General features: G+C 61.0%; 23 protein-coding genes and 1 pseudogene. 11 read left to right on the top strand and 13 right to left on the bottom strand.

From position 1 onward, the window contains the following. Positions 1–24: 24 nt before the first annotated feature. The 3 genes and pseudogenes from LGM20_RS19075 (at position 25) to LGM20_RS19065 (ending at position 3,346) form a co-directional block, all read left to right on the top strand. Entirely contained in the window at positions 25–1,509 is a 1,485-nt protein-coding gene (locus LGM20_RS19075; RefSeq protein WP_004202401.1) for a sugar ABC transporter ATP-binding protein, read from the top strand. Between the two features lie 19 nt (positions 1,510–1,528). Next, complete coding sequence (locus LGM20_RS19070; RefSeq protein WP_004152946.1) at positions 1,529–2,551, top strand: ABC transporter permease; 1,023 nt, start codon at positions 1,529–1,531, stop codon at positions 2,549–2,551. 185 nt (positions 2,552–2,736) lie between these two features. Beyond that, positions 2,737–3,346, top strand: a pseudogene (locus LGM20_RS19065) (hypothetical protein). Positions 3,347–3,393: 47 nt separating this feature from the next. On the opposite strand, the gene LGM20_RS19060 reads toward LGM20_RS19065, so the two are convergent. From LGM20_RS19060 to LGM20_RS19040, 5 genes are all read right to left on the bottom strand, one after another. Continuing rightward, positions 3,394–4,404: a LacI family DNA-binding transcriptional regulator gene (locus LGM20_RS19060; protein ID WP_017898803.1), complete on the bottom strand. Its 1,011-nt coding sequence runs from the start codon at positions 4,402–4,404 to the stop codon at positions 3,394–3,396. Between the two features lie 23 nt (positions 4,405–4,427). After that, positions 4,428–5,828: a sucrose-6-phosphate hydrolase gene (locus LGM20_RS19055; protein WP_044521387.1), complete on the bottom strand. Its 1,401-nt coding sequence runs from the start codon at positions 5,826–5,828 to the stop codon at positions 4,428–4,430. After that, entirely contained in the window at positions 5,828–7,198 is a 1,371-nt protein-coding gene (locus LGM20_RS19050) for a sucrose-specific PTS transporter subunit IIBC (RefSeq protein ID WP_023288691.1), read from the bottom strand. The genes LGM20_RS19055 and LGM20_RS19050 overlap by 1 nt, the downstream gene beginning before the upstream one ends. Before the next feature lie 104 nt (positions 7,199–7,302). Beyond that, on the bottom strand, positions 7,303–8,820 hold the full coding sequence (locus tag LGM20_RS19045) for a carbohydrate porin (protein WP_023288692.1): 1,518 nt from the start codon (positions 8,818–8,820) through the stop codon (positions 7,303–7,305). A 164-nt stretch (positions 8,821–8,984) separates the two neighbouring features. After that, positions 8,985–9,908, bottom strand: coding sequence for an aminoimidazole riboside kinase (locus LGM20_RS19040; RefSeq protein WP_044521389.1), 924 nt, complete (start codon positions 9,906–9,908; stop codon positions 8,985–8,987). A gap of 237 nt (positions 9,909–10,145) precedes the next feature. Here LGM20_RS19040 and LGM20_RS19035 point away from each other — a divergent pair, with 237 nt between their 5' ends. From LGM20_RS19035 to LGM20_RS19025, 3 genes are all read left to right on the top strand, one after another. Then, positions 10,146–10,787, top strand: a complete 642-nt coding sequence (locus tag LGM20_RS19035) for a Crp/Fnr family transcriptional regulator (protein WP_072420810.1) — start codon at positions 10,146–10,148, stop codon at positions 10,785–10,787. Between the two features lie 137 nt (positions 10,788–10,924). Further along, positions 10,925–11,269 (top strand): DUF3302 domain-containing protein, encoded by a 345-nt coding sequence (locus LGM20_RS19030; protein ID WP_044521392.1) that lies wholly within the window; start codon positions 10,925–10,927, stop codon positions 11,267–11,269. Next, complete coding sequence (locus LGM20_RS19025; RefSeq protein ID WP_044521394.1) at positions 11,269–12,411, top strand: HlyD family secretion protein; 1,143 nt, start codon at positions 11,269–11,271, stop codon at positions 12,409–12,411. The genes LGM20_RS19030 and LGM20_RS19025 overlap by 1 nt, the downstream gene beginning before the upstream one ends. Positions 12,412–12,452: 41 nt before the next feature. On the opposite strand, the gene LGM20_RS19020 is transcribed toward LGM20_RS19025, so the two are convergent. The 3 genes from LGM20_RS19020 to LGM20_RS19010 are packed head-to-tail and all read right to left on the bottom strand — an operon-like array spanning position 12,453 to position 15,454. Beyond that, a complete protein-coding gene (locus LGM20_RS19020) occupies positions 12,453–13,250 on the bottom strand; it encodes an ABC transporter ATP-binding protein (RefSeq protein WP_023288697.1) in 798 nt (265 codons plus the stop codon). After that, positions 13,247–14,275: a FecCD family ABC transporter permease gene (locus tag LGM20_RS19015; protein WP_072096506.1), complete on the bottom strand. Its 1,029-nt coding sequence runs from the start codon at positions 14,273–14,275 to the stop codon at positions 13,247–13,249. The genes LGM20_RS19020 and LGM20_RS19015 overlap by 4 nt, the downstream gene beginning before the upstream one ends. Before the next feature lie 60 nt (positions 14,276–14,335). Next, on the bottom strand, positions 14,336–15,454 hold the full coding sequence (locus LGM20_RS19010; RefSeq protein ID WP_032454771.1) for an ABC transporter substrate-binding protein: 1,119 nt from the start codon (positions 15,452–15,454) through the stop codon (positions 14,336–14,338). Positions 15,455–15,723: 269 nt separating this feature from the next. Between LGM20_RS19010 and LGM20_RS19005 the strand changes: the two genes are divergently transcribed. Next, positions 15,724–16,113 (top strand): hypothetical protein, encoded by a 390-nt coding sequence (locus tag LGM20_RS19005; protein ID WP_044521397.1) that lies wholly within the window; start codon positions 15,724–15,726, stop codon positions 16,111–16,113. Between the two features lie 168 nt (positions 16,114–16,281). Beyond that, positions 16,282–16,737: an RcnB family protein gene (locus LGM20_RS19000; protein ID WP_044521399.1), complete on the top strand. Its 456-nt coding sequence runs from the start codon at positions 16,282–16,284 to the stop codon at positions 16,735–16,737. Between the two features lie 60 nt (positions 16,738–16,797). Here the strand turns inward: LGM20_RS19000 and LGM20_RS18995 are convergent, their stop codons facing one another. After that, positions 16,798–17,385 carry a lipid-binding SYLF domain-containing protein gene (locus LGM20_RS18995; RefSeq protein WP_032454772.1) on the bottom strand — a complete coding sequence of 196 codons (588 nt, stop codon included), beginning with the start codon at positions 17,383–17,385 and terminating at the stop codon, positions 16,798–16,800. Between the two features lie 233 nt (positions 17,386–17,618). Here LGM20_RS18995 and LGM20_RS18990 point away from each other — a divergent pair, with 233 nt between their 5' ends. The 3 genes from LGM20_RS18990 (at position 17,619) to LGM20_RS18980 (ending at position 20,675) form a co-directional block, all read left to right on the top strand. Then, positions 17,619–18,797 (top strand): M20 aminoacylase family protein, encoded by a 1,179-nt coding sequence (locus LGM20_RS18990; RefSeq protein WP_044521401.1) that lies wholly within the window; start codon positions 17,619–17,621, stop codon positions 18,795–18,797. A gap of 19 nt (positions 18,798–18,816) precedes the next feature. After that, positions 18,817–19,593 (top strand): lysine/arginine/ornithine ABC transporter substrate-binding protein, encoded by a 777-nt coding sequence (locus LGM20_RS18985; RefSeq protein ID WP_023288704.1) that lies wholly within the window; start codon positions 18,817–18,819, stop codon positions 19,591–19,593. Positions 19,594–19,721: 128 nt separating this feature from the next. Beyond that, entirely contained in the window at positions 19,722–20,675 is a 954-nt protein-coding gene (locus tag LGM20_RS18980) for an aldo/keto reductase (RefSeq protein ID WP_044521402.1), read from the top strand. A gap of 1,299 nt (positions 20,676–21,974) precedes the next feature. Here LGM20_RS18980 and LGM20_RS18975 read toward each other — a convergent pair. The 4 genes from LGM20_RS18975 to LGM20_RS18960 form a co-directional block, all read right to left on the bottom strand. Beyond that, entirely contained in the window at positions 21,975–22,766 is a 792-nt protein-coding gene (locus LGM20_RS18975; RefSeq protein ID WP_044521439.1) for a MoaF C-terminal domain-containing protein, read from the bottom strand. 25 nt (positions 22,767–22,791) lie between these two features. After that, entirely contained in the window at positions 22,792–23,568 is a 777-nt protein-coding gene (locus LGM20_RS18970; protein WP_044521441.1) for an SDR family NAD(P)-dependent oxidoreductase, read from the bottom strand. A gap of 87 nt (positions 23,569–23,655) precedes the next feature. Next, positions 23,656–25,389, bottom strand: coding sequence for an arylsulfatase (locus LGM20_RS18965; protein ID WP_044521443.1), 1,734 nt, complete (start codon positions 25,387–25,389; stop codon positions 23,656–23,658). Between the two features lie 43 nt (positions 25,390–25,432). Next, positions 25,433–26,620 carry an anaerobic sulfatase maturase gene (locus LGM20_RS18960; protein ID WP_044521446.1) on the bottom strand — a complete coding sequence of 396 codons (1,188 nt, stop codon included), beginning with the start codon at positions 26,618–26,620 and terminating at the stop codon, positions 25,433–25,435. Positions 26,621–26,751 lie beyond the last annotated feature (131 nt).

The raw sequence follows: 26,751 nt of genomic DNA, 5'->3' as shown, positions 1-26,751 counted from the left end.
AACCTGTGGTACGGAGGTGGATGTATGAACGCTTTTGCCCTTGAAGCCGAAGGTATCAGTAAGTTCTTCCCCGGCGTGAAGGCGCTCGACAATGTCTCATTACGCGTGCGCCCGGGAACGGTGCACGCCCTGATGGGCGAGAACGGCGCCGGTAAATCCACGCTAATGAAGTGCCTGATCGGTATCTATCGCCCGGATAAAGGATCGATTCGCGTGAAAGGTGAGCCGGTGGAATTTACCGACACCATGGATGCGCTGCGCTCGGGGATCTCGATGATTCACCAGGAGCTGAATCTGGTGCCGCATATGACGGTGGCGGAGAATATCTGGCTGGGGCGCGAGCCGATGAAGTACGGCTTTGTCGACCACGGCCAGCTGACCCGCCAGACCCAGGCGCTGCTGGATAAGCTGAATATTCGCTTAACTGCCGACCGGCTGGTGGGCGACCTGAGCATCGCCGCCCAGCAGATGGTGGAGATTGCCAAAGCGGTCTCATGGAACGCGGATATTGTGATCATGGATGAGCCCACTTCGGCGCTGACCGAAGGCGAGGTGGCTCACCTGTTCACCATCATCCGCGACCTGCGGGCCCAGGGCAAAGCGATCATCTATATCAGCCATAAAATGGATGAGATCTTCGCCATCACCGATGAGATCAGCGTCTTTCGCGACGGCACCTGGGTGGGGAGCAAAAACACCACCGAATTTACCCGCCAGTCGCTAATCACCCAGATGGTCGGCCGCGAATTAACCCAGCTGTTCCCGAAATTTAATAACACCATCGGCGAAGAGGTGCTGACGGTGCGCAACCTGACGCGCCAGGGCGTGTTCCATGACGTCAGCTTTACCGTGCGTCGCGGCGAGATCCTCGGCGTGGCCGGGCTGGTGGGCGCCGGGCGCAGCGAGGTGATGGAAAGCCTGTTCGGTATGGAACGCTTCGACAGCGGCGAAGTGCTGATCGACGGGGCGCCGGTGACCATTGATTCTCCCTCCGTGGCGATTGAAAAGGGGATGGCGTTATTAACCGAAGACCGCAAAAAGTCGGGCCTGTTTCTGGTGCTGTCGGTGCTGGAAAATATGAGTATCGTCAAAATGCCGGAATATATCGGCAAGAGCGGTTTTGTCCAGCACGTGAAAATGGCCGAAGACTGCATGGAGCAAATCCGCCGGCTCAATATTAAAACGCCGACGATGGATCAAATTATTAATAACCTCAGCGGGGGGAATCAGCAAAAAGTCCTGATTGCGCGCTGGCTGTTAGCGCAACCGAAAATCTTAATTCTCGATGAGCCGACCCGCGGCATCGACGTCGGGGCGAAGGCGGAAATTTATCATCTTATCAGTGAACTGGCGAACCGGGGGGTGGCGGTCATTATGGTCTCCTCTGAGCTGCCGGAAATCCTTGGCATGAGTGACCGGGTCATGGTGATGCATGAAGGTCGTATCACCGGCATCCTGGAAAAAGACGAAGCCGACCAGGAAACCATTTTGTCGTTGGCATCCCATTGAGGCACAGAGAATGAGTAATATGAAATTAACGGCGGCTCCGGCCAGCGAGGGTTCCTCCTTCTTCGCTAATTTGCGGCATAAAATGCCGAAAGATACCGGCATCTTTGTGGTGATGCTGGTGATTGCCCTGACATTTGAAATCGCCGGCTGGTATGTTCGCGACCAGTCGTTCCTGCTCAATACCAACCGCCTGGTGCTGATTGTGCTGCAGGTGGCGATCATCGGCATCATCGCCGTCGGCGTCACCCAGGTGATCATCACCACCGGGATTGACCTCTCCTCCGGCTCGGTTATCGCCCTCGCGGCGGTGGTGGCGGCGAGCCTGGCGCAAACCTCCGACAGCCTGTCGCCGATGTTCCCGGCGCTGGTCAACCTGCCGGCGGTGATCCCGATTTGCGCGGGGATCGGCGTCGGCCTGCTGTGCGGGCTGACCAACGGTTTCCTGGTGACGCGAACCGGTATCCCGCCGTTTATCGCCACCCTCGGGATGATGGTCTCGGCGCGCGGTCTGGCGCAGTATTACACTCAGGGCAACCCGATAAGCTTCCTCTCCGACAGCTTTACGGCGATAGGCCAGGGGGCGATGCCGGTGATCATCTTCTTCGTGATCGCCGCGGTGTTTCACATTGCGCTGAAGCATACCCGGTATGGCAAATATGTGTATGCCATCGGCGGCAACATGACCTCGGCCAAAGTGTCCGGCATCAACGTGAATAAGTACCTGGTGATTGTCTACACCATCGCCGGGGCGCTCTCCGGGCTGGCGGGGGTGGTGCTGGCGGCGCGCGTCAGCAGCGGCCAGTCCAGCATGGGGATGTCCTACGAGCTGGACGCGATTGCCGCAGCGGTGATCGGCGGCAGCAGCTTAATGGGCGGGGTGGGGCGCATTACCGGCACCCTGATTGGCGCGATGATCCTTGGCCTGATCAAGAGCGGATTTACCTTTGTCGGCGTCGATGCCTACGTGCAGGATATTATTAAAGGGATCATTATCGTCGCGGCGGTGACCATCGACATGCGCCGTAACCGGAAAAAACACTAATCTTATCAACTGGCGGCAACGGCGAAGCGCGTCGTTGCCGCCAGCCCTGTCCAGAAATAAACAAAATACTCCCCGCCTGGCGCCGGCTGTCTATTTTTCCCGCGCTGCGCATCCTGTACAGTTTCGCGACTTTTGTTGTCCATTCGCCAGGGGGCCACGCCTTGCCCCCTGGTTTCTGGAGTCGTATGAATACACCATCCATAGGCAAATCCTCGCCGGTCTGGCGACCGGGAAGAAGGGGCGTGATCGTCACGCTGCTCGTTGGCCTGGCGATCCTGATCATCGGCCGGGGCGGGCATTTTCTGGCCAGAGAGGTTTGCCGCGAAATGTATACCCGTCAGCTGGAGAAGGATGCGCAGTGGGTGGCGTCACGCCTCGAACGGCGGATGAACACGCCGGCGCGGCAGCGGGAAGCCACCTGGCCGCTGGCGGTGATGCGCGCGGATCTCTATGCCCTGGCCCGGCAGCGACATTATCAGCTGCTGCTGGTGAATAGCGACGGGCATCTGCTGGCGGCATCGCATGCGCTGCCGGCCGGCGTGCTGGCCCAGGTTCAGGCGCAATTTCCCAGGGAGATGCAGCCGCCGCTGTTCGGCAGCCATTACCAGACCATTCAGCCCTTCGCCCCGCATCAGCGGATGTTAAGCCGGGCGCTGAACGGCAATGCGGGCCTGGCGGGCTGGAATCTCGTGATGCTGGCGCCGGACGGCGGATTGCCCTCGCTGCTGATGGCTTACCGTTGGCCGGTCACGATGGGCCTCGGCGCGGTGCTCGCCGGCACGCTGCTGGCGGTGAGGCGGGCGGCGCGCGCCCGGCGAAAACGCTAATTGCCGACGGCGCCGTCAGGCATGGCGAAACTGCAGGGTGGCGGGCAGATAGCGCTGGAGCGGCTCCGGCGCCTGGCCGTCGATCAGCTGGCTGAGCAGATCGTAGCAGTGCCAGGCCAGCTGGCGATTATCCTGTTGCACGGTATCAATGCGCAGGGAAAGTGAATCGTACAGATAGTGATCGTCGAAGCTGGCGAGATGAATATTGGAGTCCAGCAGATGATGCTGGCTCATATAGCGCAGGACCCCTTCGAGCAGGCCGCAGGCCGCGGTGAACAGCGCCTTCGGCGGCCGGCCCAGCCGCGCGCAGAGCGCGGCGAACATCTCATAGCCGGAGCTGGGGTGATAGTTGCCGTTGATCACCCACTCGGGACGCAGCGTGACCCCCGCCTGAGCCAGGCCCTGGGTGAATCCCGCCAGCCGGTCGCGCGATGGCGATAGCCGCGGCTGGCCGCCGAGGAACCAGAACTCATCCGCATGCTGAGGGGCGATGCGGGAGATTAGCTCAGCCGTTGGGGTGACCGAGTCGGTCATCACCAGCGGCAGGGCGCTGTCGCTGGGGGAGCGGTCAAACAGCACCACCGGCAGCTGTTCGCTGAGCTTCAGGTAGTCGGCATCGCTGTGCATGCACGAGGCGACGATCAGGCCGTCGACCTGGCGAGCAATCATGTTATTGACCACCACGCTCTCCTGGCCGGGGTTTTCGTCGGTGCAGGAGATAAGCAGCTGCACGCCGGCTTCCCGGCAGAGCGTCTCAAGCTCATGGGAGAAAACGGCAAACCCGTAGTTGGTGATCTCCGGCACCACCAGGCCAATGGTATGGCTGCGGTTATCGCGCAGCGAGCGCGCGTGAATGCTGGGTTGATAGTGCTGCTCGCGGGCGATCGCCAGCACGCGCTCGCGCGTCTCCTGCGCCACGCGCAGCTCTTTGCCACGACCGTTAAGCACCAGACTGGCGGTCGCTTTGGAGACGCCCGCCAGTTCGGCGATATCTTTGATAGTTACGCGTTTGGTTTTCATCAGCACCCGGGAGCCTGAAAGCAAAACGGTTATTCTACCATGCATGGCCGCAGCAGCCAGCGGCAGAATGCCACCGGCGTCGCACCGCTGAAGATTAACTGCCCCGGATAGCCCGGGAAGAAGCGGCTGCTCATCACCCCTTCGCCATCGTTGATGAAAATCTCCACGCTGGAGCGGTCGATAAAGATCTGCAGGCGCCGCGCCTCGCCGCGCCAGTAGCGGTGATGCATCTCCGCCGTCTGCAGCCCGCGGCGCGACAGACGCAGGCCGTCGCGGTTGACGGTGAGCTGCAGGGCGCCGGCAAAATCCAGCCCCAGCGTGCTGTTGGGGGCGATGTCAAAGGCCAGCTCCATCGGGGCGAGGGGCAGGGTCTGTCCGCGCCAGCCCTCGGCTTCGCCGCGCAGGGCGGCCAGCTCGCGCAGCGGGCGCTGATACAGGGTGCCCGCCTGCCACTCCAGCTCGCGCACGCAGGTCATCTGGTGGATCCACCCCTGCGCGCGGGTGGGTTGATGCATCTCTTCCCCGTCCGGGACGCCCATCCAGCCGACCAGCAGGCGGCGGCCATCCTCGGCCAGCATGGTTTGCGGCGCGTAGAACTCAAATCCGCTGTCCAGCTCGTGCAGCGGACCATGGTCGAAGGCGCCGCGTTCGGCGTCGAAACGGCCTGCCATCCACACCGCCGGATAGGTATTGAGAAAGCGCTGCGCTTCGCGGGCCAGCCCCTGCGGGCAGCAGATCAGCAGGTGGGTGTCCGCCAGCGGAAACAGGTCCGGGCACTCCCACATGTAGCCGCCGTTCGCCAGGCCGTTAACGTCATGCCCGGCTATCTCGCCCACCAGGCGCCAATCCCGCAGGTCGCTGGCGGTAAACAGCAGCACTTTGCCGCGCTGTTGCACATCCTGCGCCCCGAGGACCATGTACCAGCGCCCGTCCTGTCGCCACACCTTAGGGTCGCGCACATGGCCGGTATAGCCTTCCGGCAGCGGCAGCACCGGCCCCAGCTTGCGGAAGGTGCCATCGGCATTTTCCGTCGCCAGACATTGCCAGGCGGTGCGCCCGCCGTCGGGGAATTTCACGTTGCCGGTATAGCACAGGGTCAGGGCGCCCTCGAACTCGACCGCGCTGCCGGAGTAGCAGCCGTTGCGGTCATACTCTTCATCCGGCATCAGGGCGATAGGTTCATGCCGCCAGTGCAGCAGATCGGCTGAGCTCCAGTGTCCCCAGCACTTGTAGGTGTGGTCGCAGGCGAGCGGGTTCCACTGATAAAACAGGTGGTAACGCCCGGCGACCTGGCAAAAGCCGTTGGGATCGTTCAGCAGTCCGCTGACCGGCGCCAGATGCCATTGCGGGTAATGGCTGTCGGCCAGCGCCTGCGGCTGGCCCTGCATAACGGCCTGCAGGATCGCAGGCAGGCGTGACGGTAATGACATTATTCAGCGTCCGTTTTGTATTTCAGCGTCAGAGAGAGCGTGAAGGCCACGGCGAAGGCGATCGCCATCCCGATAATGTAGTTCAGCAGCGAGCTGGCCTGCACGATGGCCATTCCCGGGATTGCCGTCAGGCCCACCGCGGTCATGTAGACGTGCATCGACACCACCCAGGCGCCGCCGGCGGCACCGCCCACCAGCGCGGCGATGAACGGTTTCACAAAGCGCAGGTTAATCCCGAAGATTGCCGCCTCGGTGATCCCCAGCATCGCCGAAAACGCCGACGGCAGGGTGATAGCTTTGATTTTGGCATCTTTGGTTTTAAACCACACCGCAAAGCAGGCGCCGCCCTGGGCGACGTTGGCCATGGCCCAGATCGGCAGCAGGAAGTTGACGCCGATCGACGGATTGCCGAGCAGACCCGCCTCGATGGCATGGAAGCTGTGATGGATACCGGTAATGACGATCACCGAATAGAGGCCGCCAAACAGCAGGCCCGCCAGCCAGCCGGCGTGGCTGATAAGCGTGCTGAGGATAAACGAAATGCCGTCGCCGAGCGCGCGGCCGGCCGGGCCGATCAGCAGCAGGGCGATAAAGCCGGAGATAATTACCGTCAGGAACGGCGTGAGGATCAGATCCAGCGCGTCAGGGATAATGCGGCGCAGCCGTTTCTCGACAAGGCTCATAAACCACACCGCCAGCAGCACCGGGAAGACCGTGCCCTGATAGCCGATCATCGCCACTTCGATGCCGAAGAAATTCATGGTGTGGAAGCCGGCGGCGACGCCCCAGGCGTTGGTCAACGCCGGGTGGGTGAGGATCCCGCCGAGGGTCGCGCCCAGATAAGGGTTACCGCCAAATTCGCGGGCGGCGGTAAAGCCGATCAGGATCGGCAGAATGATAAACGCCGCCGAGCTGCACATATCCAGCATGATATAGATAGCGTTGCCCGGGTCGACCCAGCCGTAGGTTTTCACCATCCCCAGCAGGCCCATCAGCAGGCCGGAGGCGACGATGGCCGGAATAATCGGCACGAAGATGTTGGACAGCAGGCGGGCGATGCGCTGGAACGGGTTCAGCTTTTTCGCCGCCAGGTCGGCGGCTTCGGATTTGCTCGATTCGCTGATGCCCGCCGCCTGGATAAAGGCGGCATAGACTTTATTGACCACCCCGGTGCCGAAGATGATCTGCATCTGGCCGGCATTGCGAAAGCAGCCTTTCACGCCGTCGATTTTGCCAATCGCCTGCTGGTCGGCGAGCGCGTCGTCGACCAGCACCAGCCGCAGGCGGGTGGCGCAGTGCGCGGCGCTGGCGATATTTTCCTTGCCGCCCAGCAGGGGAAGCAGTGAGCGGGAAATCTGTTCAAAATCCATAGTACCCTCTGAATGCATGATGATATGGCGTGGGCGGCGCCGGCCGTGGCAGGCACCGCGAACCTTATATTTATGTGTGACTTACCCTGTCGTCCGGGTTCACGTCAGAACCAGGTCTCCATTTGCATACCGAACGACCATTCGCCGCCCGATTTGAATCCGTTGCTGCCTAACGCGTCGTCGTTGGCGTAGTTATCCAGCTTTTTGCTCCAGTCCATCCACGAGGTGTAGAAGCGGATCTCCGGGCGCGAGAAGAAGTCGCCGATGCTGCCGACCTTGAAGGTCGGGGCGAAGGTCAGCTTGTAGAAGCTGCCGTTGACCGCATGGCGATCGTTGTAGCCTTCAGGCTGCAGATCCATGTACTGATAGGTGCCCTCCCAGGCGAGGGCGAAGTTCTGCGTGACCTCCTGAATCAGACGCAGGTTGAGAGTGGCCCACTGATAGCTGTCGCCATCGACATAGCGGTCTTTACTGCTCTGCGCCAGCACGGCCGGGGCAATAAACCAGCGATCGCTCAGCGGCGTGGTGCCGTAGCTGGCGAAACGCCAGGTATTGGCCCCAGGACGCAGCGCGCCGTCGGAGCCGATGCCTTTAACCTCGGCGCCCAGTCCGTGGCCATACAGCAGGGCCGTTTTGCTGGTCCCGTCGCGCAGGCCATAGAAGCTCTCATTGTGCAGACCCAGCAGGGCATGAACCCCGGTGTTAGCGGCATCGCCTTTCACCAGATTGCCGTTCGCGTCCTGGCGGTCGTCATTATCTTTCGCCCGCATCCCGCTGACCATCATCTGCACCGGGCCGGCAAAGTTATTCATGCTGACGATATAGTTCTGCACGCTGTTGCTGCTGTCGGCGATATCGCCAAAGTTGCGGCCATATAACGAGAAGTTGCTGCGCAGGCTGTCGTTCCACTTCACGTCGTAGATCCCGCCGCCGGTCCCGGCGAGGAACACCACATCCGAGTCAACCCAGTGGATGTCGAAGTTGTCGCGGTCAAAGCGTTTCCCGGCCCACAGGGTCGAGCCTTTGAACGGACCCTCGAAGGTCGGCAGGTTGCCCAGCTCGACGAACGCCTGGCGCACGTTCAGGTCGCTGCTGCTCGCCGTCCAGTCGTTATAGGTAGTTTGCCCGTCGGCCACCATCACTTTGAAACGGGTGGTCGCCCCGTTGTCCAGGGTCTGCTTATGTTCGAGGTTCATTTCCACATAGGTGTCGGCCTGGTTGCCAAGACGACCAATGGCGCCGCCGGTCTCCCCGGCGGGGGTCATATAGGCCCCGGATTTCGTGCTGGCGGCGGAGTCGTTCATGATCACCCCGGAGCGGGCGTAGCCGTGGAACTCAAAGCCGCCGGGCCGTTCGGCTTTTTCTTCTAGTTGGGTGGTGCGCTTGGCCACCTGCTGGGTGGTGGCCTGGGTTTGCTGCTGCTGCTGGGTTAGCTGCTGAACTTTCTGCTCCGCTGAGGCGGCGCGGCTTTCGGCGGTACTGGCGCGGGTCTCGGCATCCTGCAGACGTTTTTCCAGGGCGGCGAGACGCGCTTCAATGCTGTTCAGGTCTGTCTGCCCATGGGCGGCGGCGGCGCCGGTTAGCAAAGCAATAAGAATGGCTAACTTCCGTTTTTTATACATGTTGGTGACATCCAAAGGTAAATCAGTGAGTGTGCTAACGTTTGCTAAACCGGTTTAGTTGATATGGTAAACATGTCGGTAACGCAGTGAAAATAAAAATTGCTAAACCGGTTTAAGAATTGTGATGTCACCAGCAAAGTGGGCCGTTAGCCGGCCCAACGGGATCACAGCGAGCGCTGAAGATCGACCCTGTAGGGCAGGGCGGTCATGGCGCCTTTGGCGGTGGTGGCCAGCGCGCCGCAGGTTTGCGCCAGCGCGAGGTCCGGCGCCAGGGCGGCGAGGTTATCAGGGATGCCGTGGGCGGCGAGCCCGGCGAGCAGCCCGGCGACAAAGGCATCGCCGGCGCCGGTGGTATCGACGGCCACTACCGGGCGGGCGGGGAAGTGGCTAACCTGCCCGCGCAGCGCGGCCTGGACTCCCGCTTTGCCCTGGGTGACCAGCAGCAGCGTCGGCTGGAAGCGGGCGTTCAGCCGGGCGATGCCGCTGACGATGTCGTCGCTGCCGCTGATAAAAGCCAGCTCCTCTTCCGACAGTTTTATGGCGTCGGCGAGGGCCAGCGCCCGGTCGAGACAGTCGCGCAGCTCCTGCGGATCCTGCCACAGGTCGCTGCGGATATTGGGGTCGAAGCTGACATAGCCCCCGGCGCGCTTTATCGCCTCCATCGCCGCGAATGCCGTGCTGCGGCTCGGTTCCGCGCTGAGGGCGATAGAGCAGACGTGCAGCCACTGGCCGGCGGCGAACGGCGGAAGATCCTCAGGCGCAAGAAACAGGTCGGCGCTCGGGCGAACCATAAAGGTAAAGGTGCGCTCCCCGTGCCGATCGAGATCGACCACCACCGTGGAGGTGCGCTGCGTCGCGTCGAGGCGCATAAAATCCACATCGACCTGCTCCTGCGCCAGGGTGTGGCGCATAAAGCGACCGAACGGATCGTCGCCGACGCGGCCGATAAACCCGCTGTCGCCGCCGAGCCGCGCCACGCCGACCGCGACGTTGGCTGGCGCGCCGCCGGGGCATTGCAGCAGGCGGCCCTCTCCGTCGGGCAGGAGATCGACGACCGCATCGCCGAGTACCCAGATTTTACCATTCATAGGACAGCTCCTCTTAGCTAAACTTTGTTAAACCGGTTTAGCTAATTAAAGCACAGCCTGGCGGCAAGCGGAACGATTGGTGGACGAAAGGGCGGGGCGAGGGTAAAAAATGTGAGCCAGGCGGAATATTTCGCCACTCCAGATCTGGACTTTTCCTTCCTGACCCGCTTAGGTATAGTTCCACAGGCCGCGGTTAACCCCGCCGCGGTGATAAAAGGTGAAGGAGTGCGTAGCGCGATGAACCCCAGTTTTGGCGATATTTACGATCGGTACCAGAAGCTGTCGCTGACCACGCACCTGCCGGCGGTCATCGCCTGCAGTGAAACCCTGAGCCTGAGTAAAGACCAGCCATTTCTGCCGCAGCCGGGCTATCTCTATTTTTTGCTGCAGGGGCAAATGACGTTGGCCTTTGGTGATGAGCAGAACCTGCTCGGGATTGTTATCGCGCATATGCCGTTAGGGCTACTTGAACATTATTGTCCGTCGGTGGCGCTCTATTATCGGTGTCTGGGCGAATGCCAGCTGGCGAAAATATCCGCCAGCGATTTTGAACGGATATTCTTTCATTCGTCGCCGGGCTATATGCAAGAGCTGACCACGATCCTGGCCTATATGGGCATATTTGCCCTTGATGCCCATTATGAACGCGGCAGCCAGACCAGCTTTCAGACCATTAAATCAATGCTGTCGCGCTATTTATATCGTGGAGGAATCGATGGTGGTCAGCATGAAAGCCTGTCGGCATTTATTATTAAACGAACCAATCTTTCGCGCAGCTATGTTTATCAGGTGCTGGCCGCCCTGCGCGAGGGGGGATATATCACGGTGAAAAAAGGCAAACTGATTTCCATCGACCGTCATATTCCTGAGAAATTCTGATTCAGGTTCGTCGGCTCCCCGACATAACGTCGCTAAAACCCGCCCGAGGAAAGCGCTACGCGCGCGTTTTCCCCCGGCCCCGTTACGCCTGAACCTGGCCGTTTTATTTATTTAACCTTTCACTCTGGAGTTATTTTATGACCCTGGACTATGTGGCGCTGGCCATTCTCATCGCCGTGGCCTTAATACTTTTTTATGGCGTGATTGTTATTCACGATATTCCTTATGAAATCGCCAAAGAGCGGCGCCATCCTCATCAGGATGCGATTCATTATGCCGGCTGGGTCAGCTTATTTACCCTGCACGCCCTGTGGCCCTTGTTGTGGATCTGGGCGACGCTATGGCGCGAAGACCGCGGATGGGGAATGCGCCGCATCGCCGACGATCAGCAGGCCCTGCATCAGCGTCTGGAGACGGTCGCTCAGCGACTGGAGCAGGTGCAGCGCGAGGTCGAGGAACTTAAAGCGAAGGAGGCAGAATAATGGAAACGTTAATGTTGCTGACCTACGCCGCGCTATGCATCGTGGTGTTTAAAGTATTCCGCATTCCGCTCAATAAGTGGACCGTGCCGACGGCGGTGCTCGGCGGTATCGCCCTGCTTGGCGCGGTGATCTTCGGGATGAACTACAACTTCCCCTATACCGACGTCGGTAATCAGGTGTTTCGCACCGTGCCGATTGTGTCGCAGGTACGCGGTCGGGTGCAGACCGTACCGGTGAAGCCTAACCAGAGGCTGCATAAGGATGATGTGCTGTTTACTCTCGACCCGACGCCGTTCCAGGCAAAGGTGGACGATCTGCAGGCGCAAATTAAAGCGGCCAGTCAGGATGCGCTCTCCCTCAACGCCGCGTTAAGCCAGGCGGAGGCCGAGCTGAGCAGAGCGGTGGCCCAGCGCGACCAGTCGCGGCGGGAGTATGCCCGTTTTCGGGAGGGGCATGCCCAGGGCGCCTTCTCCGATCAAATGGTCGATACCCGTCTGCAGACGTGGAAAGCCGATGAAGCCAGCGTCAGCGCGGCTCAGGCGAACGTGGTACAGGCGCGTAACGCGCTGGACTCGGTGGTGAAGGGCAAAAATACCACCGTGGCCTCCCTGCTGGCGCAGTTGCAGAAGGCGCAGTTTCAGCTGGATAACACCGTCGTCCGCGCCCCGGAAGACGGCTATGTCAGCACCGTCGGCTTACGGCCAGGCACCATGTCCACCGCGCTGGGGATGCTGCCGGTGATGACCTTTGTGCCGGTGGAGGGCGACGCCTCGCGGGAGTATGTCGCGGCATTTCGCCAGAACGCCCTGCAGCGTCTGCACAAAGGCGAGCCTGCGGAGCTGATGTTTCCGGCCATTCCGGGGACCGTCTTCCGCGGGGAAGTGGCCGACGTGCTGCCGGCGATTGGCGAGAGTCAGTTTCAGGGCCAGGGCAAACTGCTGACCACGGACGCGCTCAATACCCATGGCCGGGCGCTGGTGGTGCTGAAGGTGACCGATCCGCGTTTTGCCGAATACGCCCTGCCGCAGGGGGCCACCCTCGAGGCGGCGGTCTACTCGGATCATCTGAAAGAGCTGTCGCTGATCCGGAAGATCCTGATCCGCATGAAGAGCTGGGAAAACTATATCTATCTCGATCACTAAGCCGGCGGGCGCGGGGAGGCCGTACCCTCCCCGCGCCGCGGTCAGGCCTCGCTGTCTACCAGGCCGTCAATAATTACCTGCCGCACCCCCTGCGAACAGGGCTCAATACGACCGCGCACGCCGTAGACGGCCGCCAGGGTCTCGGGGGTGATGACCGCGGCCGGGGTACCGTCGCCGAGCAGCTGGCCCGCTTTGAGCATCAGCACGTGGTCGGCGTGACGCAGGGCAATATTGATATCGTGCACCACCACCAGGGTCACGATGTTGCGCCGCCGGGTCTCCCGGCGCACCAGATCCATCACGTGAAATTGATAGTTGAGATCAAGCGCGCTGAGCGGTTCGTCGAGCAGTAGCAGGCGCGGCTGGCGAATCAGCGACTGGGCGAGACCCACCAGCTGTTTTTGCCCGCCGGAGAGTTGATCGAGGTAGCTCATCGCCAGGTGGGCAATTCCCAGCTGGCGCAGCAGCGCCATCACCTCCTCCTGGTGCTGCGGACTGTGGCGTCCTCCGGCGGCACGCTGGGCCACGATAATCGACTCCAGCACATGCAGATGCACGCCGGCGGGCAGCGTCTGCGGAAGATAGACCACCTGTTCCGCGCGACGTGCGAAGGGCTGCGTCAGCAGGTTTTCCCCCTCCAGCAGCAGCTCGCCGCGGCAGGGGCCCAGACCCGCCATCGCCCGCATTAACGTCGATTTACCGCTGCCGTTTGGCCCCAGCAGCGCGGTGATTTTCCCCCGCGGCAGATGGGGAACCGTCAGGTTCTCGATCACCTTGCGTCTGGGGTAGCCGGCGCTGAAGTGAGACAGCGACAGGCCGGATAACGTCTGGTCGCTCATACCTGCCCCCGGTGACGTAAAATAATGCTTAAAAAGAACGGGACCCCTACCAGGGAAGTGACGATCCCCACCGGAATAATGGCCCCCGGGATCAGGTTCTTCGAGGCGATGGAGGCCAGAGAGAGCACCAGGGCGCCGATCAGCGCGCTGGCGGGCAGGTAAAAGCGATGGTCTTCGCCGAAGAGCATCCGCGCAATATGCGGCGCCACCAGGCCGATAAAGCCGATTGGCCCGACAAAGGCCACCGAAAGCGCCGACAAAATGCTGATCCGCAGCAGTGTGGCCAGGCGCAGACGGCGAACGTTAATGCCAAAGCTGATGGCCCGGTCCTCGCCCAGCCGCAGGGCGGTCAGCTTCCACGCGCTGCGCAGCGACAGGGGCATCACCAGCGCCAGGGCGACCAGCAGGATGGCGACTTTGCTCCAGGAGGCGCGGTCGATGCTGCCCATGGTCCAGAACACCAGCCCCTGCAGCGTGTCTTCATTGGCGATAAACTGCAGCATCGAGACCAGGGCGTTAAAGGTAAAGACCAGCGCGATGCCGAACAGAATGACGCCGGAGGTGGCCACCTGGGTCCAGCGGGTAATGCCGTCCAGCAGCAGGGCCGCCAGCAGGGCGAAGATAAAGGCGTTGGCCGAGATAAACCACTGGCCGGGAATACCGGGCAGGCCAATACCCAGTACAATCGCCAGCGCGGCGCCAAACGCCGCAGCCGAGGAGACACCCAGGGTAAACGGACTGGCCAGCGGGTTATTGAGGATGGTCTGCATTTCGGCACCGGCCAGCCCCAGCGCCAGACCGACGATAATCGCCATCACCGCATAGGGCAGCCGGATGTCCCAGACGATGGCGCGAGTGCCCGGATCGGCGCTGGCCGGATCGGTTAACGTCTGCCACAGGCTCTGCAGCGGCAGTCCGGAGGGGCCGAGCATAAAATCGAGCAGCAGCGAAGCGACAATCAACAGCGCCAGCAGCAGCATCAGCAGCAGGCGGCGACGCACGATATGGCGATAATGATCCATCACGCCAGGCGTCCCGGCGGGCAGCCCGTCCAGAACGGAGTCGGAAGTTAAACGCATGCCGGATTACTCGCTCTGCTGCCAGGAAAAGACGAACGGCTGGTCCGGCAGGTCGGTGAAATGGCGCACGATATAATGATAAGTCTCATCCGGGTTGAGATCGCGGAAGGCCTGCGGATAGATATCTTTCGCCAGATACTCCATGCCGACAATATTCCACGGGTGGTTATAGAAGTGGTGATAGACGCCATAGGCCCGCTTTTCCTGGACCGCCGGGATCTGGCTGACCCCTGGCCGCGCCAGCAGCGTCTGCGCCTGGGCCTTCACCGCCTCCGGCTTGACTTCATAGCCCAGGGGCAGCACCTGGCTGTTGCCACGCTTCGAGCCGGTCATGATCCAGGCGTCGGGCTTCATGCTGATGATTTTCTCCAGCGAGACGAATCCGGAGGCGCCCGGCAGCAGCTGCGAACCGATATTGTTCGCCCCGACCGCCTCCACCAGCCCGCCCCAGCCGCTGTGGCCATGAGTAAAGCAGCAGGCATCGCTGTTGCCGGCCAGCGCTTCCACGAAGACGTTGGCCTTCGGCGTGATGGCTGCGGTTTTCTGACGAATCGTCTGCAGCTGATGGCGATAGTAATCGGTAAAGGCTTTGGCCTGGCTCTCGCGGTTAAGCACTTTGCCCAGCAGGTCGATGCTGGGGGCGGTATCTTTCGCCGGGTCGATCTCATAGTCGACAAACAGCACCGGAACGTGCAGGGCGCTAAGCTTGTCAATGACCCCGCTCTCCATCAGCGCAGGCCTGGCGCGCAGCTGGGCGATCATCAGATCCGGCTGGCGGGCGATGACGCTTTCAAGATCGACGTTCCCCTTGTCGCTGAAGCCCATGTCCAGAATCGTAGCCGACTGCGGCCACGCCGTTTTCAGCATCTGCCAGGTGGCAACATCCTGCTTTTTCGCCAGATTATTCCATGCCACCAGCCGCTTAAACGGATTGTCCCGGTCCAGCAGGGCGAGGGTCATAATGTCGCGACCATCCTGCAAAATAATACGCTGCGGCTCTTTGACCAGGGTGACCTGCCGGCCGTCAAGGTCGGTAACCGTCAGCGGATATTGGGTCGCATAGCTGAGGAAGGGCGTCGCGATCAGCGCAGTAAGCAACAGCGATCTTACTGATTTTCTTGCCATAAAAGGAGTTCCGTTTGCCAATTTATAAATATAATGATTCTGAGAATTATTCTCGAGTAAACCTCAACGGCAAGTATATCAAGGGCAAATTTCACGAAATGTAACAAACGTGTTGGAAATTATGTGAACGCCGACAGGGCGCGCGGCGGCAGCATTTTCTGCCATGATTGGAGGTCGAAAACGTTTTTCAGGCTAATTCCTAATGTCATCCCCGGTTCGCTGTGCCATCCTGAATGCGACTCATAACATGACATGTGAGAGAGGATATTATGAAAAAAGCAATGATTGCGTTATCGGCTATTCTGGTTGCGGCTCCGGTTTTTGCTGCGACAACACATGCAACAGAGGATACCGTCGCGGCGGCCAATGCCAACGCCAACACCGCCAAAGAGAAGCTGCACCAGGCCCAGCACGAGGGCGAAGAGCAGCAGCTGAAGGCGAAACATGCGGCCGAAGGCAAACAGGATAGCGTCGGCAGCCAGGTGAGCGAAGGCGCGCAGAAGACCTGGAACAAGACCAAAGAAGGGACTGAGAAAGGTTGGGATAAGACCAAAGAGGTCAGCGAAAAAGGCTGGAACGCCACCAAATCCGGCGCAGAAAAGGGCTGGGATAAAACCAAATCCGGCGCTGAAGAGTTAAAAAATAAAGTGACTGAGTAAGTCCTTATAGCAGTCTGAATAAAGGTCGCGAGAGCGGCCTTTTTTATTGCCCCTCCATTAGCACAACCTCTTCCCGACAGCCGATGCCAGGAATCGTCCTGGTTAAGCGGATACTCACTCTTTCTTCACATTTTCCCGTTACAAAGAACTTCAATCAGGAGGTGTACGATGAAAAAGATGATTTCTCTGGCGGTAATGTTATCCACTGTGCTGAGCGTCCCGGCCTTTGCCGATGGCCCGAACGACGGCCATCGCCCGGGGCAGCCAACGGTGTGGCAGAACGGTCCGGATCATAATGGGCATGCGCCGCAGGGCGGACCTGACGCGCATCATCAGGGTGACCATGACCAGCGTGGCCCGGATCGTGACGCTCATGACAAACGCGATCAGGCACGTCATGAGCAGGACCATTTCGCCTGGCGCGGTAACGATTTCCGCAAAGGCCACCCGGCTCCGGCGCCGTTCCGTGGCGATGAGTATCGCGTCCGTGACTGGAGCGACCGCGGCCTGCCGCCCCCGCCGGAGGGCCATCACTGGTCCTATATCGACGGTAACTATGTGCTGATCGCTGCGGCGACCGGGATCATCACCTCGATTCTGGTGAGCGGCGCCCTCGGCCACTAAATGCGCGTTTCCCAACGCCGGGCAGGGAACACCTGACCCGGCGATGGAGCACCGCCGGGGCTACGGGTTCAGTTCGTCATCCGGCCAGTATTTATAGCCATTGACCATCGCCTGGGCGGCCAGCCCCTTGTCGGTGATTTCATAGACGTTCACTTTTGACGGCAGCGAGGAGGTGTCCTTCGCTACGCCGTTCGCGGAGGCGGCGATCGGCGCGATGCCTTTGTCATCATATTTCGCCGCGGCGTTCGCATCGGCGCCGACCATATATCCCTGGCGGATAAAGTGATCCAGGGCCGCTTTATCATGGAAGACCAGCACCGTGCGCTGCTGCTTGATCCCTATTCCCAGACCGGCGCCGCCCTGGGCCATTTTCATATAGGTGTCCTTCCCGGAGGCCGTATCCCGCACCACGCCGTAGCCGCTGCCAAATCCGAACAGCAGGATCTTGCTGCTGTTATTGGCGAATACCGCATAACCCTTCGCATGCTGAATATCGCTGCGGGCCTCGGGCTGCAGGGTGTAAAGTTTATTGAGGGTTTCGTTGCGCATCTTCTGAATGCTGGCCCGCTGCTGGCTGGCGGTATCGCCCTGCGCGCTGCAGCCCGCCAGCGCGGTCATGGCGACGAGGAAAAGCGTCTGTAATTTCATCGAAATCTTTTTATTTAAATCTGAATATGGCCGGGGATGGTAGGGTAAATAACGGTTAATTCTCCATAAAATAAACGTTTATTTTTAAACTTCGCCGTTTTTAATGCTTATTACACTGTTGTGAGCGCATTATTAAATAAGATGCCGCCATCGCCGGTATTAGAAATCCTGCTTGCATAAAGTTTTCACCACGATACCGTGTTAAGTCCTTACGATATTTCCCGGAGAGCGGCATGAGTGATTATGTAATTCCAGAAATTAAAGCGACGGAAGCGGAAATGATTTCTCTGCGTCATTATTTACATGCCAATCCGGAATTAAGTCTGGAAGAGTTTAATACCAGCGAACTGGTTGCCGGCAAGCTGACCGAGTGGGGCTACCAGGTGACGCGCGGCCTCGGCAAGACCGGGGTGGTCGGCAGCCTGAGCAAAGGCGACTCGCCGCGCACCATCGGCCTGCGCGCCGATATGGACGCTCTGCCGATTCATGAAACCACTGGTTTACCCTGGGCCAGCACGGTGTCGGGGAAAATGCACGCCTGCGGTCATGACGGTCATACCACCATTCTGCTGGCGGCGGCGAAATATATCGCCTCGCCGGCCTGTCAGTTCAACGGCACGGTGCATCTGATTTTTCAGCCGGCGGAAGAGGCTATCGGCGGCGCCGATTTAATGATTAAAGACGGCCTGTTTGAGCAGTTCCCCTGCGAACGCATTTTCGGTCTGCACAACATGCCGGGGCTGCCGGTGGGCAAGCTGGGCTTCTACGCTGGCAACTTTATGGCCTCGGCGGACACCGTCAAAATCACCCTTACCGGCTACGGCGGCCACGGCGCCCATCCGGAGCGCACCGTCGACCCGATCGTCGCCGGCGCGGCGCTGGTGATGGCTCTGCAGAGCATCGTGGCGCGCAACGTGCCGCCGGGCGAAACGGCGGTGGTCAGCGTCGGCACCTTCCAGGCCGGTATCGCCTCCAACGTTATTCCGGAGAGCGTTGTGATGGAGCTCAGCGTGCGGGCGATGAAGCCGGAAATCCGCGACCTGCTGATCAAACGTATTCACGAGCTCAGCGAATTTACCGCCAAAAGCTATGGCGCCAGCAGCGCAGTAGAGGTTTACGACTCCTACCCGGTATTAACCAACAGCCCCGAAGAGACTGATTTCGCCCGGGCGCTGACGCTGGAGGTGTTTGGTCGCGAGGGGGTGCTGGAGTCGGTCTCGCCGATGAACGCCAGCGAGGACTTCGCCTTTATGCTGCGCGAACGTCCGGGCTGCTACTTCCTGCTGGGCAACGGCGAGCAGGGGGAGAAGGGCGGCTGCATGGTGCATAACCCCGGCTACGACTTCAACGATGACATTATCACCACCGGCGCGACGCTGTTCGCCCGCCTGGTGGAAAAGCACTGCCGTTAACCTCTGGAGAAGAACTGGAATGAAAAAATCACTGTTGCTATGGCTGGCGTTAATGGCGTCGACGTCGGCGCTGGCCGAAGGGGGAAAGGCGATCCGCTTCGGCGTCGACCCGACCTTCGCGCCGTTTGAATGGAAGGATCCGCAGGGCAAGCTGGCGGGGTTTGATATCGATCTAGGCAACGCCATTTGCCAGCAGCTGCAGGCGAAATGCGTGTGGGTGGAAAGCAATTTCGACGGCATTATCCCGGCGCTGAAGGCGCGGAAATTCGACGCCATCCTTTCCGGGATGTACATGACCGAGAAGCGTAAAGCGCAAATTGCCTTTAGCGACAAGCTGTATAACGGGCCGGTGTTCCTCGTGGCGCGTAAAAATACCCTGCAAGGCAATACGCCGGCGCAGCTGAAGGGCAAAACCATCGGCGTCGAGCAGGGTTCGGCGCAGGAGACTTACGTCAATCAGCACTGGCGTCCGCAGGGGATCAACATTGTGGCCTACCAGGGGGCCGATAGCGTGGTGCGCGATCTGGAGTCCGGGCGCATCGACGGCGCGGTGCTTTCCGGGATGATGGCCGACTACAGCTTCCTGCAGCAGCCGCAGGGTAAGGCATTCACCTTTGTCGGCGGCCATCTGCAGGATGATACGCTGTTTGGCGCCGGGGCGGCGATCGGCTTGCGTAAAGACGATGAGGCGCTACGTCAGGAAATAAACGGCGCGATTGCGAAGATCCTTGCCGACGGCACCTACAAAAAATTAGCCAGCAAATATTTTAGCTTTGATGTTTATTCCGGGACATAATGTCTGAGTGTACCCGCGGGCAAGGATCGCCCGCCGTAAGATTCCTTTTCTGATTATCCAATCGACCTCCTCTCCTGACCCCTGTGGTTACCTGAGGGAAGCAGAATATAAGCTAAGGAGTACTCGGCATGATGACACGTCCCTTGGGCAAAACCGGATTTTCCATCGCCCCGTTAGTGTTTGGCGGTAACGTCTTTGGCTGGACCATTGATGAAAAAACCAGTTTTGCCCTTCTTGATGCTTTTGTTGACCATGGTTTTGACGCTATCGACACGGCGGATGTTTATTCCCGCTGGGCGGAGGGCAATCAGGGCGGCGAATCCGAAACCATTATCGGCCGCTGGCTGCAGGCGCGTCCCGGCATGCGCGATAAGGTCAAAATCTTCACTAAAGTCGGCTCCGATCTCGGCCTTCCTGGCCATAAGGGACTCAGCAAAGCCTGGATCCAGCAGGCGGTAGACGACTCCCTGCGCCGCCTTAATACCGACTACATCGACCTCTACTTTTCCCACTGGCCGGATCCGCAAACTCCGGTAGCGGAAACGCTGGAGGCTTTCCACAGCCTGCAGCAGGCGGGGAAAATTCGCGCGATGGGGGCCTCTAACCTCGATGCGATGCAGCTGGCGGGGGCGCTGGAGGTGGCGCGCAAGGGCGGCTTGCCTGCCTGGCAGGTGCTGCAGCCGGAATATAACCTCTACCACCGCTCCGCCTTTGAAGGCGCGCTGTGCGATCTCTGCGTCAGCCGTGATATCGGGGTGGTGACCTACTACAGCCTGGCCTCGGGGTTCTTAACCGGTAAGTACCGTCAGCCGTCGGATCTGGCGCAGAGTCAGCGCGGAGGGGGGATTGGTAAGTACCTGAATCCGCGCGGGATGCGGATTATCGATACCCTGGTGGCGGTTGCGGAGGAGCTGGGGGCGAAGCCGGCGGAAGTGGCCCTGGCGTGGCTGATCGGCCGCGAAGGGGTGACCGCGCCGATCGCCAGCGCCACCAGCGTGGCCCAGGTGGAAAGTTTTGCCCGCGCGTCGGCGCTGAGCCTGAGCGCGGAGCAGGTGGCGCGGCTGGACAGCGCCAGCGCCTGAGTCACTCCCTCTTCCCGGCGGAATAACGGTACAAGCGTCAATTTCCTTGTGCATACTGCGCCTGGCAGGGCTACAACTTCTATGTTATTTCCGTACAGATTGCGCTCCCGGTTAATTTTCTGCGTTATGTCTCTTACGGCGCAGGGAGCGCACAGGGGGCGGCCAGTCGCCGCCGCCCCCTGTACCCCCGGGCTCCGGCCAGCAAAATCGCCGCTGCGCGGTCCCTTCGACTTATCCCTGCAGGCTTCGGGTCGGGCCGAGGCAGCGTCCATGCAAAACACGGCCCTCAGCCCGCATCCATGCGGGCTGCCCCGGCCTTCCGGGAACGTCTCAGCGATTTTGAGGCCGTCAGCACCGGCAGTTTCAGCAACAATGGTGAATAAATTAACGACAGGTCGTACGAACGTAGGCTGGGTAAGGCGCAGCCGCCACCCGGCATAAAACGGCTCCGTGCCCGCTGTCATCGCCCGGCGGCGCTGCGCTTGCCGGGCCTACGAGGTGTCAGCCTGTGAGTGGACCCCGTAGGCCGGGTAAGGCGCAGCCGCCACCCGGCATAAAAGCGGCTCCGTACCCGCTGTCATCGCCCGGCGGCGCTGTGCTTGCCGGGCCTACGAGGTATGAGCCTGTGAGAGGGAACTGTAGGCCGGGTAAGGCGCAGCCGCCACCCGGCATAAAAACGGCTTTGTGCCCGCTGTCATCGCCCGGTGGCGCTGCGCTTACCGGGCCTACGCTGTGTCAGCCTGTGAGAGGACCCCGTAGGCCGGGTAAGGCGCAGCCGCCACCCGGAATAAAAGCGGCTCCGTGCCCGCTGTCATCGCCCGGTGGCGCTGCGCTTACCGGGCCTACGAGGTATGAGCCTGGGAGAGGACCCCGCAGGCCGGGTCAGGCGCAGCCGCCACCCGGCATAAAAGCGGCTCCGTGCCCGCTATCATCGCCCGGTGGCGCTGCGCTTACCGGGCCTACGAGGTATGAGCCTGTGAGAGGACCCCGTAGGCCGGGTAAGGCGCAGCCGCCACCCGGCATAAAACGGCTCTGTGCCCGTTGTCATCGCCCGGTGGCGCTGCGCTTACCGGGCCTACGATGTGTCAGCCTGTGAGAGGACCCTGTAGGCCGGGTAAGGCGTAGCCGCCACCCGGCATAAAAGCGGCTCAGTACCCGCTGTCATCGCCCGGTGGCGCTGTGCTTGCCGGGCCTACGATGTGTCAGCCTGTGAGAGGGAACTGTAGGCCGGGTCAGGCGTAGCCGCCACCCGGCAATATGACGGGCATGGTGGCTGAAAGCGTGCCCGGCTGCGTCCCTTTATTCCTGATGGCGGGTGATGTTGAGGATCTTCGCGCTGGCGCCGACCGGGAAATTGCTGAGGGCGCCGAAGTCGCTGCCCTGATAGCCCATGATCTTGCCGTCGGTGCGCATTTGCTGAAGATCGATCAGGATCACCCCCAGCGTCGGAATGATTTTCTCGCGCCAGACAAACAGATAGAGATCCTCCGCCACCAGCACATAGTGGCAGCGGTCGACATCCGCCAGCCCCTTTTCCACGCCGTCCAGACACTGCCAGGCGTAAAAATTATCGTTGAGATAGATGTGCTCATAGCGCTCGGTCGGGCTGTAGGTGTACTGATTGCGCATGCCGACCAGCGCAGGAGTAAAGCCCGGCAGCGGCCCCGGCTGCGTATCCAGGCGGGCGAAGACAAAGCGCGCTTCTACCGCGGTCAGCGGCAGGCCTCGCTCCACCCGGCTGAAGGCGTCCAGCCGCGCGGCGGCTTCGTCCGGCAGCTGGCCATAGACCAGGGTAGCGTTGCGCTGCGTCAGGTTACATACCGCGCTGATGCTGGCGTTATCCCGCTCCGGGTCAAGGAAGTCGATAAACAGAATATCCGGGCGCAGGGCGGTCGCCCGCCAGGGGGTGCGAGTGCCGTTCCAGCTTAGCGTCTGCTCATCTTCGATGATCAGCTGCTGCGGCTCGCTCCCGGCGACATAAAAGGTAAAGCGCTCGCCTGCGGGCAGGCTGGCGGTGGCGAGTACATTACCGTGTGGCGCAAAACCATCGGCCAGCGCGCCGACCTGGATAAATACGGCTTCTGAAGTCATAGTGGCTCCTGAACAGAGTAGGGCGTTAGGCAAACGCCAGAGTGGGAACATCGACGATACTGGCGCCGCCGTCGGCGACCAGCGTAGCGCCGCTGATGATGGCGGCCTGCGGCGAACAGAGAAACTGACAGGCCTCGGCTATCTCCTCGGGGCTGGCGGGTCGGCGCAGCGGAACGTCGCGACAGACCCGCTGATACGCCTCAGTCAGCGACAACCCTTCCGCCTGCATCAGCGGGAGCATCTCTTCATCCGCCATCGGCGTGGTGACCCAGCCGGGGCAGACGGCGTTGGCGCGCACCCCCTGCGGGCCGTAATCGCGGGCGACGGAGCGCATCAGGCCGATTAAGGCGTGTTTGGCGGTGACGTAGCCGCAGGCCTGCGGACCGGCGGCCAGCGAGGCGATGGAGGCGATAAACAGCACGTTGCCGCGGCGGGCAATCAGCGAGGGCAGGCAGGCGCGAACGCTGGCGAAGGCGCTGGTGAGATTGCCGTCCAGCGCCTCGCGCCACTGGCGGTCGCTGGTATCGGCGGCGGGGCTGTTGCCCATCCCGCCGGCGCTGCAGATGAGGACATCAATACCGCCGGCCTGGTCGAGAATGGCCGGCAGCAGCCGTTGGCGCCACGCCTCGCCGTCGGCGGCATCGCCCATCAGCGCCGTGGCGCCGGTCTCATCGGCGACCGCCCGCAATGGCGCCTCGCGCCGTCCGGTAATAAACACCCGGTCGCCCGCGGCGCGCATCAGCCGCGCGCAGGCGGCGCCAATTCCGGTTCCGCCGCCGGTGATCACCACGACTCTCGCCATTCGCTCTCTCCTGTAATGGGGTTTCCGGTTACCTTAAAAAGCGCGCCAGCTCCCGGCTATCGCCCGGAAGAACGATAGCCGGGTCGGTTAATGGAGCTCGCTCACCGGGATCGCCTGCGGCGCCGGAACCGGCTTCATGGTGGCGGGGTCGACCGCCAGATAGCGTCCGGTCTTGCTGTCGATGCCGACGTAATCGATCATTTTGCCCTGCGCCCGGGTGACCATGGTGCGTCTGGCGAACGCCTCGTAGGCTTCGCTCATCGCTTTGACCCGATCGGGGTGTTGGGCCGCGACGTCATGAGTTTCCAGCGGATCGTCGTGCAGATTAAACAGCTGCCACGGCGCGTCGCCGGCGGTGAAGCCCCGCGGCACCAGCCGCCGCAGCTTCCATTCGCCATCGACCCACGCCGCCTGATGATGCAGCTCGACGCCGTAGTTCCCGCGCGGTGGCTGCTGCACTTCGCCGGTGAGATAGCGCTTAAAGCTGACGCCGATCATCGGCAGCACCGGCTTCTTCGCCAGCGATTTGTTCGGGTCGATACCGGCGAATTCATACAGGGTCGGCGCCACGTCATACACCGCCATCGTCGAGGCGTCGATTTTACCGTGGCGGGTAATCCCGGGACCGGCGATCATAAAGTCGGTGTTAATGCCGCCCTGAGCGCTGGTGGTTTTGTGATAGTTGGCGTAAGGGGCGTTGCTGACGTTGGCCCAGTGCGGGCCGTAGGAGACAAACGAGCCTTTGCGGCCAATGTTGTCATAGCTGTTGTCAAACTGCTTCCAGAATTCCGGGGTGGATTCGTAGTAGAAGCCCTGCGCCGGGTTGGCGCCGTTGTCGGTTAAGAACACCAGCAGGGTGTTTTTATCTCGACCGGTTTGCTTCAGCGTTTCCATCAGGGTGCCGATCTGCGCGTCCATATTGGCGATCATCGCCGCGTAGACCTGCATCACTTTCGCGGTATATTTCTGCTGCTCCGGGGTCAGCGCGTCCCACTCTTTATCCAGCTCAAGGTGCGGGAGCGGGGTGTTGTCATGGATAATCCCCAGCGCTTTCAGGCGGGCGATACGCTGGCGATAGACCTCGGCGTAGCCCTGCTCATACTGGCCTTTGAAGCGCTTGATCCATTCGTCAGGCGCCTGCAGCGGGTCGTGCGGGGCGGTAAAGGCCAGCCAGGCGAAGACCGGTTGGTCCTGCGGTGTGTCTTTAATCCAGCTGTTCATCTGCCGGGCGTAGGCCTCGCTGGAGTAGAAATCGTCCGGCAGGGAGACGCGCTCGCCGTCGCGGGTGTAGTAGGTGTGAAACGCTTCAACGGTACCCAGCGGAATAGCGTCGTTAAAATGGCTGGTGCCGCCGCCCATAAAGGCGAAAGCGTGGTTAAAGCCGCGGTCCTTCGGCGTGGCGCCGGGAACAAAACCGAGGTGCCACTTGCCGGCCATCAGAGTGTTATACCCCGCGTCTTTAAAGCGCTCGGCCATGGTGGTGACGCGGTCGGTCAGCCGCAGCTCGTAGCCCTCCTTGCCAATAGTGCTGTCATACCACCACATGCCGCCCATCCCGGCCTGCTGGTTGCTGTTGCCGGTGAGCAGCATGGAGCGCGCCGGGGCCGACATCGGCGAGGTGTAATACTGGCTCATGCGCATCCCCTGCTCGGCCATCGCCTGCAGGTTGGGGGTGGGGATCTCGCCGCCGAAGGGGCTAATGTCCGAGTAGCCCATATCATCGGCGATAATGACGATGACGTTCGGACGCTCCTGCTGCGCGGCGTGCGCGCCGCCGGCGAGGATGACACTGACCGCCGCGGCCATGGCTGTTTTATTCACAACGGATTCTCCTGTTTCAAAGGGATAGCTTCAGAGCAACGGGCTACGCCGGATGCGCGGCCCCGACAAACGCGGCCCGCCAGGCTTGCAGTCCTTGAAGGTCGCGGGAAAAGGGGCGCACGGGCGCAAGAATTTCGCTAAAGAAGCGGTAGTAGCCGCCGCAGAGGCGGTTGTTGCCCGCGGCGTTGAGATGCGCCGGACAGCCGCCCTGGCAGACCATTTTGACCGCGCAGGTCTGGCATTCGCGGCGCAGGCTTTTCTGCTGACCGAAAGGCAGTTGCACCGAGGCGTCGACCGCGGCGGCGAGCGTCTGCTCATCGAGGCGGCCCAGCCGATGTTCGGCGTTGATCAGATGATCGCAGGCGTAGAGCTCTCCGTCGGGCTCCATCACCAGATTGCTGCCGCAGCGGGCGCTGTGCACGCAGCTGCCGCTGGTGTGGGTGAAGTACTGCGCCCACGCCTGCTCGATATTGATGACGAACACCCGCCCCTTGTCGCAGCGCTTCTGCCACTGCCGCCAGATGCCGACCATAAAACGCCCCCAGTTATCGGCGCTCAGCTGATAGCCCTCGCGCAGCGCTGCGCCTTCGCTCATCAGCGGCTGAAACTGCAGATAGCGCGCGCCGAGGCTGACCACCCGGTCATAAATCGCCGCCGCGTGCGCCGCCATCTCGTTATGCACCACCACCAGCAGGTTAAACTCCACCTGATGCTGGTGGAGAAGGTCGATGCCGCGCAGCGCCGCCGGCCAGGTGGCCCGGCCGCGTTTATCCGGACGATGCTGGTCCTGTAGCGTTTCGCTGCCTTCGAGGCTCAAGCCGATAATAAAGCGATGCTCGCGAAACAGCCGGCACCAGGCGTCGTTGATCAGCGTGCCGTTGGTCTGCAGGCTGTTGCTGATGGTGACGCCGTCGGGGGCATAACGCGCCTGCAGGGCGAGCGCTTTTTTGTAGAAGCTCAGGCCGGCCAGCAGCGGCTCGCCGCCCTGCCAGACAAAGTTGATTTCCCGCGCGCCGGCGGGCTGGGCGGCGATATAGCGGCGGATAAACTGCTCCAGCCGCGCCTCGTCCATCTTGTTGACCGGCGTTTCATCCTGTGGGTAATAGCAGTAGCGGCAGGCGAGATTGCAGGCGGGGCCAATCGGCTTCATCAGAATATGAAACGGCACCGGCGAGCGCGGCTCAGCGGCCAGCGGAATTTGCTGCTGGCGCAGGGCGGCGATATTCAGCATCGGCTTATCCTCGGTTAATGACCGGCGCTGTTGATATTATTTTGGCAACAGCGGGTCAGGCGTAATCACATGATTAAGCCGCGGCGAAAATTAATTGCATCCTGTTAGAGGTATAAGTGAAAAAAAACAGA

Source organism: Klebsiella quasipneumoniae subsp. quasipneumoniae (assembly GCF_020525925.1).
GTDB classification, from domain to species: domain Bacteria; phylum Pseudomonadota; class Gammaproteobacteria; order Enterobacterales; family Enterobacteriaceae; genus Klebsiella; species Klebsiella quasipneumoniae.
Note: the sequence above shows the minus strand (reverse complement) of the source record. Positions and strands in the feature narration are given on the sequence as shown.

Excerpts from the sequence above, each read along its gene's own strand:
- LGM20_RS18985 (WP_023288704.1), top strand. The coding sequence starts at position 18,817 with ATGAAAAAATCACTGTTGCTATGGCTGGCGTTAATGGCGTCGACGTCG.
- LGM20_RS19055 (WP_044521387.1), bottom strand. The coding sequence starts at position 5,828 with ATGTCATTACCGTCACGCCTGCCTGCGATCCTGCAGGCCGTTATGCAG.
- LGM20_RS19025 (WP_044521394.1), top strand. The coding sequence starts at position 11,269 with ATGGAAACGTTAATGTTGCTGACCTACGCCGCGCTATGCATCGTGGTG.
- LGM20_RS19010 (WP_032454771.1), bottom strand. The coding sequence starts at position 15,454 with ATGGCAAGAAAATCAGTAAGATCGCTGTTGCTTACTGCGCTGATCGCG.
- LGM20_RS19040 (WP_044521389.1), bottom strand. The coding sequence starts at position 9,908 with ATGAATGGTAAAATCTGGGTACTCGGCGATGCGGTCGTCGATCTCCTG.
- LGM20_RS19005 (WP_044521397.1), top strand. The coding sequence starts at position 15,724 with ATGAAAAAAGCAATGATTGCGTTATCGGCTATTCTGGTTGCGGCTCCG.
- LGM20_RS18980 (WP_044521402.1), top strand. The coding sequence starts at position 19,722 with ATGATGACACGTCCCTTGGGCAAAACCGGATTTTCCATCGCCCCGTTA.
- LGM20_RS18970 (WP_044521441.1), bottom strand. The coding sequence starts at position 23,568 with ATGGCGAGAGTCGTGGTGATCACCGGCGGCGGAACCGGAATTGGCGCC.
- LGM20_RS19035 (WP_072420810.1), top strand. The coding sequence starts at position 10,146 with ATGAACCCCAGTTTTGGCGATATTTACGATCGGTACCAGAAGCTGTCG.
- LGM20_RS18990 (WP_044521401.1), top strand. The coding sequence starts at position 17,619 with ATGAGTGATTATGTAATTCCAGAAATTAAAGCGACGGAAGCGGAAATG.
- LGM20_RS19000 (WP_044521399.1), top strand. The coding sequence starts at position 16,282 with ATGAAAAAGATGATTTCTCTGGCGGTAATGTTATCCACTGTGCTGAGC.
- LGM20_RS19075 (WP_004202401.1), top strand. The coding sequence starts at position 25 with ATGAACGCTTTTGCCCTTGAAGCCGAAGGTATCAGTAAGTTCTTCCCC.
- LGM20_RS18960 (WP_044521446.1), bottom strand. The coding sequence starts at position 26,620 with ATGCTGAATATCGCCGCCCTGCGCCAGCAGCAAATTCCGCTGGCCGCT.
- LGM20_RS19070 (WP_004152946.1), top strand. The coding sequence starts at position 1,529 with ATGAAATTAACGGCGGCTCCGGCCAGCGAGGGTTCCTCCTTCTTCGCT.
- LGM20_RS19050 (WP_023288691.1), bottom strand. The coding sequence starts at position 7,198 with ATGGATTTTGAACAGATTTCCCGCTCACTGCTTCCCCTGCTGGGCGGC.
- LGM20_RS19045 (WP_023288692.1), bottom strand. The coding sequence starts at position 8,820 with ATGTATAAAAAACGGAAGTTAGCCATTCTTATTGCTTTGCTAACCGGC.
- LGM20_RS19020 (WP_023288697.1), bottom strand. The coding sequence starts at position 13,250 with ATGAGCGACCAGACGTTATCCGGCCTGTCGCTGTCTCACTTCAGCGCC.
- LGM20_RS18995 (WP_032454772.1), bottom strand. The coding sequence starts at position 17,385 with ATGAAATTACAGACGCTTTTCCTCGTCGCCATGACCGCGCTGGCGGGC.
- LGM20_RS19030 (WP_044521392.1), top strand. The coding sequence starts at position 10,925 with ATGACCCTGGACTATGTGGCGCTGGCCATTCTCATCGCCGTGGCCTTA.
- LGM20_RS18975 (WP_044521439.1), bottom strand. The coding sequence starts at position 22,766 with ATGACTTCAGAAGCCGTATTTATCCAGGTCGGCGCGCTGGCCGATGGT.